This window comes from Dongia soli (assembly GCF_034044715.1).
GTDB classification, from domain to species: Bacteria; Pseudomonadota; Alphaproteobacteria; order Dongiales; family Dongiaceae; genus Dongia_B; species Dongia_B soli.
This window is the reverse complement of the sequence record NZ_JAXCLW010000010.1, coordinates 1-12,045: the sequence shown is the minus strand read 5'-3', so window position 1 is coordinate 12,045 and position 12,045 is coordinate 1. Positions and strand designations below refer to the sequence as shown.

At 57.0% G+C, this 12,045-nt stretch carries 7 protein-coding genes, 1 tRNA gene and 1 pseudogene; 5 read left to right on the top strand and 4 right to left on the bottom strand.

What is annotated here, in order from left to right; translation table 11 throughout:
• Positions 1–190: 190 nt before the first annotated feature.
• Complete coding sequence (locus tag SMD27_RS21450; protein WP_320510495.1) at positions 191–982, bottom strand: conjugal transfer protein TraD; 792 nt, start codon at positions 980–982, stop codon at positions 191–193.
• A 347-nt stretch (positions 983–1,329) separates the two neighbouring features.
• On the opposite strand from SMD27_RS21450, the gene SMD27_RS21445 reads away from it, so the two are divergent.
• Together SMD27_RS21445 and SMD27_RS21440 are read left to right on the top strand one after the other, a co-directional pair.
• Entirely contained in the window at positions 1,330–4,740 is a 3,411-nt protein-coding gene (locus tag SMD27_RS21445) for an AAA family ATPase (protein WP_320510494.1), read from the top strand.
• 158 nt (positions 4,741–4,898) lie between these two features.
• On the top strand, positions 4,899–5,309 hold the full coding sequence (locus SMD27_RS21440) for a nuclear transport factor 2 family protein (RefSeq protein ID WP_320510493.1): 411 nt from the start codon (positions 4,899–4,901) through the stop codon (positions 5,307–5,309).
• A gap of 634 nt (positions 5,310–5,943) precedes the next feature.
• Here the strand turns inward: SMD27_RS21440 and SMD27_RS21435 are convergent.
• Positions 5,944–6,678, bottom strand: a complete 735-nt coding sequence (locus tag SMD27_RS21435; protein ID WP_320510492.1) for a hypothetical protein — start codon at positions 6,676–6,678, stop codon at positions 5,944–5,946.
• A gap of 972 nt (positions 6,679–7,650) precedes the next feature.
• Between SMD27_RS21435 and SMD27_RS21430 the strand changes: the two genes are divergently transcribed.
• The 3 genes and pseudogenes from SMD27_RS21430 to SMD27_RS24275 form a co-directional block, all read left to right on the top strand.
• Positions 7,651–8,106: a hypothetical protein gene (locus SMD27_RS21430; protein WP_320510491.1), complete on the top strand. Its 456-nt coding sequence runs from the start codon at positions 7,651–7,653 to the stop codon at positions 8,104–8,106.
• A gap of 114 nt (positions 8,107–8,220) precedes the next feature.
• Positions 8,221–9,738, top strand: coding sequence for a Fic family protein (locus SMD27_RS21425; protein ID WP_320510490.1), 1,518 nt, complete (start codon positions 8,221–8,223; stop codon positions 9,736–9,738).
• Positions 9,739–10,083: 345 nt separating this feature from the next.
• Positions 10,084–11,127: pseudogene (locus tag SMD27_RS24275) on the top strand (recombinase family protein); the annotation flags it as partial.
• A 90-nt stretch (positions 11,128–11,217) separates the two neighbouring features.
• Here SMD27_RS24275 and SMD27_RS21415 read toward each other — a convergent pair.
• Both SMD27_RS21415 and SMD27_RS21410 read right to left on the bottom strand, forming a co-directional pair.
• Positions 11,218–11,679, bottom strand: coding sequence for a hypothetical protein (locus SMD27_RS21415; RefSeq protein ID WP_320510488.1), 462 nt, complete (start codon positions 11,677–11,679; stop codon positions 11,218–11,220).
• Positions 11,680–11,704: 25 nt separating this feature from the next.
• Positions 11,705–11,781 (bottom strand) — tRNA-Met (locus SMD27_RS21410).
• Between the last annotated feature and the right edge of the window lie 264 nt (positions 11,782–12,045).

Here is a 12,045-nt window from a genome sequence, read left to right as displayed (position 1 = left end):
AATGCCTATTGAGCATCGCCTGACCGCATTAGCGCGCCGATACTTTTGAAAATTTGTCCGCACTTCTAACTCGCGGCCCTCAAAGCGGATTGTCGCCGTCGATTTATTAAAATATTTCCGAAACCGTCAGCTTTGTAATCAGGACAGTCATCCCCACTTCCTGAAGATGCATGCCCTCTGATGGCGATCTTCAGCCAATGGCCGGCGCCAATGAACTGATGTCCATCCACGCCTTCTGTGCATCCGTCCGCAGACTGCCCACGACACGAAACCAGCAGCGATCCGTCAGTACGCTGATATCCCATGAATCGGCCGTCCCCGACCAAACCTTGTTCTTACGATCGAAGCTAAGGCCGAGCAATTGTAGCTCTCGACTGAGGTCATCACCGATAGGTTTGGAAAACACTAGGCACAATGGCGCGGTTTCATCGAGCCTGACCTCCACCGGTAACGCAGAAATCCAACGCTTGCGGGCTGCTACATTATCGCGGCTTTGATCTATTACCTTCAAGATGGAAGCAAGAATGGCAACGTCCCAATCCATCATCCCAGCTCTCTCAAATACTGCACCTGCGGTAATCCAGCGCCGGTTCCGCGCTTTGTTGGCAGGCCCGGTACCCGCGCCAGACACGCCCATCTCCTCCAAGATTTTTGCTCCTCGAACACGCCATGCTTCCATTTGCTTGAGATTGCATTGGCATTCCCTCGCGCTGACTAACGCACCTTCCAGCACGCGGTACTGCATGTTTGAGAGGCCGGAATGCTCGATAAGAATCCCCAACCGCAGAAGCTTTTGTGTCCGCGTTTTCCTCGCCAAACTCGATGCTTTGGCATGTTCCCGGTTGGCCCTCAGCGATCTCTGCAAGATTTCACGCTGAAGAGAGCCCATCCGCCAGCCGTTCTTTTCCTCGAGGGTCGTGATCTCAGCTTCGAGCAGCTTGATCTTCTCAATCTGGCGCACAATTCCGGTCAGTTTCGCCATAATCCCGTCTTTTACCTCACGCAGTTTCCGTTCGGATTTCGAGATAGTTGCCGGGAGCGGTGTCTGCCACGTGGGGGCCAAAGAAAGATTCGCCAAACTTCCCGGGCGCCCTCGCCCGGTCTGCTGGAGCCATTTTCCGGCTATCTGTATTGGCTCGATATTTCGGCATATTTGCCGACCGCGCGGAGCGGGGTCTCTGACAACGCACCGGGAGGTGACTTGGAAGCGCAATATGCAGTTTGCTGAGCGCAAACCGCTGGCATTGTCGATTTCTGGCAAATTGCCGCGCCACAACTATCTGACTTCAGCGTGACCGAGAACAAAGTTCCGTGCTGGAGAAACGCCGCATGGCGATCGATTTTATCAGGGTCTCGATCCTATCGGAAACCAACGGAGACAGCCCCGTCGGGCTCGGCGCTTACCTGTGCCGGGAAAATTGGCACAATGCTTTGACCAACAAATGGCATCGTCATGCGCATAAAAGCACTGACCTGGTGGGGCCGCCAATCGTCATCCTGCCTGAGGGCGCGGATCCCAAACTCTCAAATCCACTGACGCTATGGACGGAAGCGGAAATCGCGGAAACGACGGTTGATCCGAAGACAAAAATCTCTCGGTTCAAGAAGAGGGCGGCATTTGCGAAGCACGTCATCCTCGCGCTACCGAAGGAATTATCGGGCGAAGAACGGGAAGACATGACACGCGAATGGGTAACAGAAAACTACCCCGGCGTCGGCGTCATGATTGCGATTCACAGGCCAGACGATCCAGACTTTGGCAATTACCATGCACACCTTCTTGTCACTACCCGCGTGATCGTCGGCGACAGTTTTCGCAAAAAGGCTCGTCATCTGGACCCGCTCTTTCGAAGCAAGACCGGCAAGAAGGGCGCTTATATGCAAGGGGAAGACCTTCCCGGCCGGTGGCGCGCATTCCAGGACGCCTATTTCCTGAGCCACGGGATCGACCTCACTGTCGATCCATCTCGGTCGATCTCCGGCGAGCATTGGGGTAAAGCGCGTTATGTGCCGGATAGCAACAAGGCTGCTTTGGATAAAAAAGCGACAGCGGAAGCTCGGGCAAAAATGTCCGAACCAACCAATGTCGTCGCCGAAGCGACAAAGAACCGGGCGACCTTCAGTCGCCGTGCTTTATTTGGGATTTTGCGGCGACACGACATCGTTGGTGAGGAAGCCAGCGGCATCATCCGGCGCATTTTTAGAAGTGCCGAGACAATCCCGCTTTACGATCAAGCCACCGGAGAGCCGACCGGGCTTTACACGACCCGCGCGATCCGCCGACAGGAAAAGGCGATCTTGGAATCGGCGAAGCAGCTCGAGAAGCGGCGACTTACGAAGAAGCAGCTGGCGACGATGAAAGCCGCAACGACAAGGCTGGGCGAACAGATGAATCTCTCGCCAGAACAGCTCGCAGCGTTATCCCATGCAACGGGTAATGCCGGCATTCATCTCATTCGCGGCGTTGCCGGTGCTGGCAAATCTTACACCGTCAAAGCGATCCGGGAAGCCCATGAAGCAGCGGGATTTCACTGCATTGGCCTTGCGCCGACGAACACCGTGGCCGCCGCTTTGGGCGCTGACGGGTTCTCTCGTGCCGCGACATTGCATTCAGAACGATACAGACAGGAAAGCGCCAAATATCCAGATCAGGCCTGGAACCGGAAAACCTGCATGATCGTCGACGAGGCCGGAATGGTCGATTCTGAGATGACCGAATGGCTGCTGCGGTCCGCGGAAAGAGCCGGTGCGAAAGTCATCCTGGTCGGTGACGAAGCTCAGTTGGCCTCGGTCTCGCGCGGCGGCATGTTCCGTATTCTCAAGAATGAGCTGGGCGCTGCCGAGCTCAGGGATATTCGCCGCCAGGAAGCGGATTGGGCAAAGGCGGCAAGCCTGTCGCTGGCAGAGGGGCGTCCCGCCGAGGCACTGGAGGCATATGATGCCCATGGAAAGGTGCACTGGGCACCCGACCTTGGAGGCGCCATGGAGTCGCTCATCAACCGCTGGTCGAGCGATTTCAAGGAGAACCCCGAGGTCTTTCGATTTGTCTACTGTGCGACAAACGATGCTGCGAACAAATTGAACGATCGGCTGCAAGAGGCGCGGTTCGGCTCCGACGGAGAGTGCGGCATCTTCACCTGCATCCGGGGCCGCATCAAGTTGCATCTGGGTGACCGGGTTCAGTTTCATGCCACGGACAAAAGCCTCGGCATCATGAACGGGCATATCGGCAATGTTGTTGGCATCGCTGAAGACGAGATTTCGGTTAAACTGGATGGCGGCGCAACTGTCGCCTTCGATCCAGCAGCATTCGACGGATGGGGCTTGGGCTATGCCGGGACCATTTATCGTGGCCAGGGGAAGACCCTCCCTCGAGCTTATGCGGTTTATGACAGCATTCTCCCCTGGTCTGCCCGCGCGAGCTACGTAGCCATGACACGCCATAAGACGGCTTTCGACCTCTTCGTGCCGCGCGATCTTGCCGCAAATCTTGGTGTACTCGGACGGCAAATGTCGCGGGTGGACGACGCCGACGCCTCCTTGGTCCACCTGACGCAAGAGGAAGCATCGATCAAATTCCCTAAAATCCCATTTGCTATTTTTGATGGCTTGCCCGTTCCTCGTAAAATCGACGCCGCATCGGCCGATGCAGCCGACGCGCTCGAAACCCATTGGCGGCGCGTCCCGCCTGATCGCTTCGCGGCGGAATTCCAAATGCTCAAACAGGCCGCCAAAAAAACCAACGAAGCCCATCCACTACATGTTCATCTCTCTCGAGCGACAATGATCGCCTTCGACCGAGGTTTTCATCCATGGAACGGGCAACCGGACGTCAATTGCTTGCGCCACTCGCTGCCAGCTTACGATGGTCTGAAGCGGAGCGCCGACCCCGCTTTGGTACCCCAGAAAGGTGAAATCGACATCCGGCCCATCGTCATTGACATCGAGGATGTTGAAACGCATGCCTGGATGAACATGCAACGACGACTACGCCGACTGGACCACCGGGTCCTTTCCGCTGTTATGGGGCAACTCGGCCGGTCTGCGAAACGGGTTAAAGCCAAATCCAGTGTCTTCGCGGACATCGTCGTCGCGACATACTATGCCCGCATAGCGCAATTACTGAAGAAGTGGGACGCTAACGGAAAGCTGCGCCCGCACCGCAGCCGAAAGGAGTTTCACGCGCTTAGAGCGTTTAACCCGATTCCGCGGGAAACCAACAGCCGTTTCCATCTACACCGAAAGGACAAAGCCGGCGATCTGGTCGGGTGGGATGTCATGGGTATTGCAACCAAACGCAACGCGGTTAAGTCAGCCGCCCCGACTAGAACGCTGGATCCGCAAAACGCGGCGAGCGACACGCTCGCACCTCAGTTGGACAAGACAGCGCCATCTCATTTGGCCACCCGGGAAAACACTGCAGACCTGAATAGGAAGAATGCAAATGAATCGGGAAACCGGCCCGAAGCGATATTTATTGACGATGCCGCGCTCCGCGAAATCCACGTCTACGTTGATCACCATATACGGCGGGCTGCGGCCGAATTGCATGAATTCGAGAAAGCAAGGCAACCTCAGCCCCTTAAACCCGCACCTCAGTCAACGCAGCAAGTGCCGAAGCCGGCTGCGCGACAGAGCGATCTAATGCTAAGTCAGCCGCCGACACGCAGCGTGCCGATCAAACCCATGATTGTTCCGGCACCGAATAAAGAGGTCCCAAGCGAGGAAATTGAGATTTAAATAGGGCTCTGGACTGGCGACGTATGCGCATTAGAATAAGCAAGCACTGTGTCGCCGACAAACGGCCGCCCCAACGAAATAGTCTTTGCGCTATGTTGATGGTTACAAGCCACTGGAACTATGAGGATATCCCTTTACGGTTTTTCCCAGAGAAAGATATGAAGGAGCCACCGCATGAAACCGATGAATTGATTGAGGCATTCTGGAAGGCTTTTAGGGAGCGAAATTGGAAAGGAGCCAGAAGCTGCTTAAGTGACGATGCAATAATGTCGTGGCCGTGCACCGGCGAGCGCTTCCTAGGGGCCGATAGCATCATTCACGTTAATTCCATTTATCCAGAAGGCTGGTCGATTCGCCTGATCGAATGTAATCATCTTCTGGATGGCCGAGTACATACAGTGATTCGCGTTGATCACCCACCGCACAACTTCTTTGCAACATCACTATTCAGCACCTCTGGCCTCATACAGCAAATCACTGAGTATTGGTCAACGATCGAAGCTCCACCCCATTGGAGAAGTAGCGGAAATTTGCCAGGTTACGAGCGGATAAGCTTCACCAGCCCCTAAGCGGTCGAATCCGCCGCCAAGGGCGGAGCTGTCTATGTGGGTTTCAACTTCTATCATCTCGCCCTCCGCTATACTTCCTTGGAACAGGCGGCATCGCTCTCTCGACTCATGCCATCTGGCATGGATGCGACGGGGGCAGCTATGCTCTGTGGTTTTGCCCGTGTTGAAGAACAGGATGAACCTTGTTCTTCCGACAGGAGACGCGTCGACGTTCCCCGAGGGAGAAGTCCATCCGCTTCACTAGTCACGTCTCCAAAGGGACGGTGCTAAATACGATTTTTGCCTGCTAAGCTGTTTATTGGGCGAAAATCAGCCCACTCACTCGGCGGAACACGGAGAAATCTCTTTGCACTCTTGGCCACCTACTTGGCGGGACATCGAGTGGTCTCTTCATATTCTTGGCCGCCTATTCGGCGGAACATGGAGAAGTCTCGTCGGACTCTTGGCCCCTGCTTGGCGGGGTATTGAGTTGTCTCTTCGTATTCTTGGCCGCCTATTCGGCGGAACATGGAGAAGTCTCGTCGTACTCTTGGCCGCCTGCTCGGCGGGGTATCGAGTTGTCTCTTCGTATTCTTGGCCGCCCATTCGGCGGAAGATGAAACCGTCTCTTCACTCGGCGCCTTGGCGCTTTGCCTCAGTCTCCGAGCCTTTGCGACCAATCCCAGCTCACTGCTGTCTGCGCCAAGCGGACAGCGTACCAACCCTCTTTGTCCATCTTAACCGGGGCATGTTGCCCTTTCTTATGAATAAGCAATGGCGACCAAGCGAACACGCGCAAGTCTGCCGCAATGATGATCTGCTCGGCATGGATCTCGTGACTTTCTCCAATAAGATATGTTTGCCCATCAAAACGCACTCCCCCAGGTTTTCCTTTGTGCGGCACTACAAGAACGTCGCCCTGACGGACGCTCTGTGAGAGCTGCTGATCTGTGACCTGCCATAACCATCTCTGCGCGGCCCGGACCGATGCGGTAGGACTTTCCGGGGCCTTATTCACAGCTGCTCGTACAACCGCCGAAGCGACGGGGTGACGGAACGGCGCCTTGGTTACTTCATTGGAGCCGCACAAGACATAGTCTTTGTGCTGATTCGTGTATCCGCGCCGGTAGCGCTTGAATGTGTGCCGCACTTGAATGACTGCTACCTCTTCAAGATCGCAGTAGCCGTATAGATCCCAGCGAAGCGCATCTCCGCGCCCTGCCTTATCGAATTCCGTAAATTTGCTTGGCAGGCACGGCTCGAACTTCGTCAGGATAGCTTGCGCAGACACTTGACCAATGGCTTTGATTTCACCAAAGTTGCCCCGCAGAGCGTATGCGCTAGACAAAACCTCGGTCATCGAACTGTTGATGTTTAAAAGCATGTTCATGAGTATTCTCCATACAAGTTGATTCAAGATCCAATTCATCTGCTCGCGCGCTGTCTATAAGCCGGGAGATCTTCTGTACTGTTGGATTTAGCCGCGAAATTCGGGAAACCAAGCTAAATCGACTCAATTCGGTGATTTTCTTTTCGCGCTTACACGCGCTCTTTCCTGTTCAATATTGTTCCGTATTTGAGATTCGGACCGCAGATTCAAATTTTTCTCCGGGCCAATTATTTACCGAAGATAGTCAGCCGATCCTTGAATGTTTTTCCGCGGAGCCAGACGGCAGCGGTCTACCTCGGTTCGAATCAAGGACGCGTTAATGAGTGAAACCGATCGTCATATTCGTGGAAGCCATCAGGAGCGACCTTAGGGCTTGCGCAAAAAAGGGCGCATGCCGGACCTGTGGCGGCAGAGCACTTCTTCAAGCTTCCCGCAAAGCCACGTTACCGCGATCTATCTTCGCTTCTTCCAACGGCTTACGTTCTATCCGGACGACTTCTTTGGCAAGCGGCCACAAGTTGCTCGAGAAACCGATTTCGAGAAGGCGTCCCTGCTGAGGACGCTTTAAGTCTTCCAGCCTACCGCTAAGTGTTTTTAAGGTTCAGCGCGCCCATCAGTTAGCGCAGGCGAGCGGCAAGCTTGACGAGACCGGGGCCGCAGCGCGGCGTAACACCAAATCAACCACTGGCATGGGGCGTGCCGGTTAAACCTCTAATCAATGCTGCACGTCGAAGAAGGGCGACGGAGGAGCCGAGATCTAAGGTATTTGCTGGAACGGTTGGGCAGTTGCCTGGACAGACCTTTGCCCCGATACGCGATTTAGACGCCGCGTATCCCGTCAACGCAAAATCAACAAAGCCAATAGTTCCCGCCACCGCCCCGTTGGGATGCGGGCGGCGGCGGGAAGCATACCCGGCCGGAGCAGGAGCTCAACCAGGAAGGTGGGCCCGCGAGAAGCGCTGGAGATAATCGATGCTGGATTCCGAGGAACTGTTACACCGCACCTATGTCTTCACACCTGGCGGTCTGAGCGTCCAATGTTCGATTTGGCCGGTCAATGACATCGTCGGCTATGCGGCCTTCACCAACGAAACCGCCCTTTACCTACCCGGCGCTTTCGGATCCGGCCTGCCGCCGACCTTGAGCAAGATTCTGCAGGACCTCGATCGTGCCCGAGTGACCTGGTCGCTCGAGGAAGCCGAGCAGCAGGCCTGGCTGGACGTCATCAAAGCTGATCTGGAAGTAGATATCGCGAAAGCTCAAGCTGAGATGAACCGCCGATTTCTGTTTGGGAACTTCGAGCGTCGTCCCGCTGATGTCGAGGGCGGGATGATCACGATGGCTGTACCCACGAGGCGAAATTATTTGGCGCTGGTTGTCGTGCCCCCCGCGATCGGTGGCTGCACGGCCATCGTGTCACCCCGGTAACCGACCACCATCGCTTTCGCCCCCGCCCCGTTCGGCATCTCGGTAAGTGGCTTCAGACACCCGGCCGTTCAGCCGAGCGACAGCGGCCACCCAGCTTTTCCACGGACATAACAAATGGCCACACAAGCCCTCTTTCTGCCATATTCATTGTTCAACGCGATCCGCGATATACTCTCGGATCTACAGCCTCCCATATATCATCGCGGCCTGTTCCTCGAAGCCATTTACTATCGCGACACGGATGCGATCATGCTCCGCGCCGATAATGCGCATTTCAGCGATGTGGCGCTTCCCTTCGAGACCTCCGATTCAGCCGCCTTAGCATTCTTTCCTGCTGGCACCGTCCCTTGCTTTTGGCCACGTCCCCTGCCGGAGGAAAAGGTGCTGGCGTTTCTCGATATTCTAAAAGCCTCCGTCAGTGACTGCGCGGCGCTTTCCGCTCATAGTCGGATGGCGTTTCTGAAGAAGCTTGGCACGGCTCAATCCGCGCCGCCAATGTCGCGGCCATCTCTGCCGGTCCCGATAGATATGTCGCCACGCCACCGCCGGATACGGGGCAAAGCGATGATATTGAACAATACTCTCCGGCATCGCCTCGAGGCGATCGACACGAAAATTGAGGGATATGCGGCGGCACTCTATCCCACTCAGCTGGAAGAACCCATCGTCAGGCTATCGTGTCATGCCCGCTACGCCAGACGGCTGATCATCAAGCCAGGTTACGCGAGCGATTTGGTGGCGGCCCTGATTGGCGAGACGCGTCACGGCGATCTCATTCACAATCTCATCCTCGCAGACGGTATCGCAGACACAACGATCCGTCTGTATGACAGATTTGATCCACATGATGTGCCCTTTGTGCAAACACGGATCTTCGACGAAGTGGCCAATCTCCGCCGCGTCAATAGCGACGCGCGCGTCCTCTATCTCGGCCCAAACTGGGACCGGAGCTGGCGTCTCGACGATGATCTTTTCCCTTATCCGTCTCAACGGCCTTTCAGCCCGTTCAAAGTACCGCCCGCAGCGATTGAAGGCGCGATCGCAGGCTATGTCGATGATTTTGATGAAGATCGATGGACGGATATACATCCGTTGATCCATGCGGCCCTCTCTTTGGTTAAATTCATGGAGATCCTGCCCTTCGCGGAGGCAAATGGACGCACCGCCCGCATGCTGTTCGGTGCGAGGTTGCGACGCGCTGGATGGCCGGCATTGCCCTGGGAGGTCCTTATCGAAAGGCACTATGATCGTTATCAATGCCTGTTGCGCCGCGCCCTCGAGAACCGTGAGATCGATGCCTTCATCAGCTTCATCTTGCAAGCTTGCGAGCTTGCCATTGAACTCGGCCACGAGATGCTGGGCGTCATGGTCGCCAAGCGCCTGGAGCTCACCGCTGCGCTCATCATGGAAGGTATAGAGGATGAGCCGGCGCCACGGATCGCGATGGACCTGCTCAGTGGCGTCCTGGTCAACAACGTGCGACGGCACGGGACGCCGGACTCTCTTCTCGTTCCCCTGGCGAAGTTATGCGATCGAGGCCTGCTGCAAATCATCGGAACACCGACGGGAATCAGCTATAGCGTGCCGGCGATCCGAGACCTGGTCTCGCCTTTGAGCAAGACGCCTCACTGAGAGCGATAAAGCCGTCGGGTATCCAAGCGTCAGATGGATATCCACCGATAGCGCTTTTCTAAGAATCTCACGCCGATTTTGGTCATTGCCGCCGCGGCGACCGAATCTCTTCGTCATGAAGAGACAAAAGACCGCCGATAACGCTGAGCCAAGTGTCACGTCCGATGACGGGACAACGGACGCGTCTGTTCCGATTCCCACGGGAACCGACGGAACAAGTTCGGTCTTTGGTGCGGAAGCATCAGCCGCCGTGACGGAGGCCCTGTCACAACTGACCCGGCTGCTCGCCCGACAGGCTTTAGCCAGGCTGGCCGGCAATCAACTGGTAAAAAGGAAAATCCGTTTATGACCCTCAAGGTCGCCATTTACGCGCGCTATTCAACCTCACTTCAGCGCGAGGCCTCCATCAAAGACCAGACCGACGCCTGCCAAGACTACGCAGCTCGCAAAGGATGGCATGTCGTTGCTCGCCACGATGACCCGGCGATCAGCGGCGCCAGCGTCGCGAACCGTCCGGGGATTCAACAGCTCATGTCAGAGGCGCGATCCAAGCGATTCGCCGTTGTCGTCGTCCATGCCATCGATCGCCTTGGCCGGCGGCTCGCGGATCTTGCCGATATATACGATACGTTGGACTATCGGGGTGTTGAACTTCATACCCCAGAGATGGGGCAAATCACGCCGCTGCATATCGCTATTTTCGGCATGATGTCGCAGCAGCAGCTGCGCGACATCGGCAGCAAGACGAAGCTCGGCCAGATCGGCCGCGCCAAGGAAGGAAAGATCCCCTCTGGGATCGCCTACGGCTACCAGGCCCTGCCCGGCAAACTCGTCGGCAAGACGCTGGAGCGCGGCGAGCGCGAGATCATTCCCGAGGAAGCTAACGTCACCCGCCGGATCTTCGAGGCCTATGCCGATGGCAGGACGCCGGAAGCGATCGCCCGGGAGCTGAATGTCGAAGGCATCCCCGGCCCGCGCGGCGAGGTCTGGCTCAACACGACCATCCGCGGCCAAGTCGCGCGCGGCACTGGGATTCTCAACAACGCCCTCTACATCGGACGTCTGGAATGGAACCGTTGCTCCTACGTGAAGGACCCGCAAACCGGCAAGCGGCAAGCCCGGCCCAACCCGCCGGCGCAATGGTACGTCGCTGAGACCGAGCATCTGCGCATCATCGATGATGCCCTGTGGGTGCGGGTGAAGGCGCGGCAGCAGGAGATCGATCAGAAACGCACCCGCCTGGCAGCCACCTCGGGCAATCGCCTGAACGGGGCCAGGCGCGCCCGGTTCGTTCTCTCCGGCAAGCTGCGCTGCGGGAGCTGCGGTCACGATTTCATCGTCGTCGACAAGCAGCATTACGGCTGCACCCGGGCCAGGTCCGCCGGGACCTGCCGCAACGAGCAAAAGATCAAACGGAGCGATCTCGAGGCGCGCGTCCTTCAGGGCATCAAGCACGGCCTGATCGATGCTGACTACCTGTCACAGTTCCGGGCCGAGCTCGAGACTGAACTTGCGGCGGCCAGCAAAGCCCAATGCGGTGACCGAGAGAGGGTTCGCCGCGACCTCGCCAAGACCCAGAAGAAGATCGGCAACCTGGTTGCGGCGATTGCCGAAGGGGCCGCCGTCGCCACCCTGAAGGCGAGCCTGGCGGCTTTGGAGGCCGAGAAAACCACACTTGAAGCAAAGTTGGAGGAGATCATGGAAGAAGTCCCGCAATTCGACCTGCCGCCCGACTGGGAGGCGGCTCACCGGTCCGAGGTCGAGCGCCTGGAGGAACTGCTGGCGGATCCGCAGCTGCGCGACGGCGCAATCACGGCGATCCAGAGCCTGATCGAGCAGATCGTGCTCACCCCAGAGGGGACTGACTTGAGAATTGAGCTGGAAGGCGCCCTGGCGGGGCTCCTGGCACTGTCGGCTGCAAAAGCAAACAAGCCCTGGCATGGAGACCAGGGCTTGTCACTGTCGGTGGTTGCGGGGGCCAGATTTGAACTGACGACCTTCAGGTTATGAGCCTGACGAGCTACCGGGCTGCTCCACCCCGCGTTATCTGTGTGGTCTGAGTGTAGTGCCCGGTCGCTCTATGCGAGCGCTCCGAGCTTACGCTCTGCGCTGGGGCGGGCTGCTCAAGATCGAGCTCGTCCTCAGCGTTGGTTGTTCTTTAAGCACGAAAGGCGCCGTGATGGCGCCTTGGTGTGGTGTTTGTATTGCTGATGGATGTGCCCTTGCTGGTTTCGAAGACCTGGCGGCGACCTACTCTCCCACGTCTTGAGACGGAGTACCATCGGCGCTGAGGGTTTTCACGGCCGA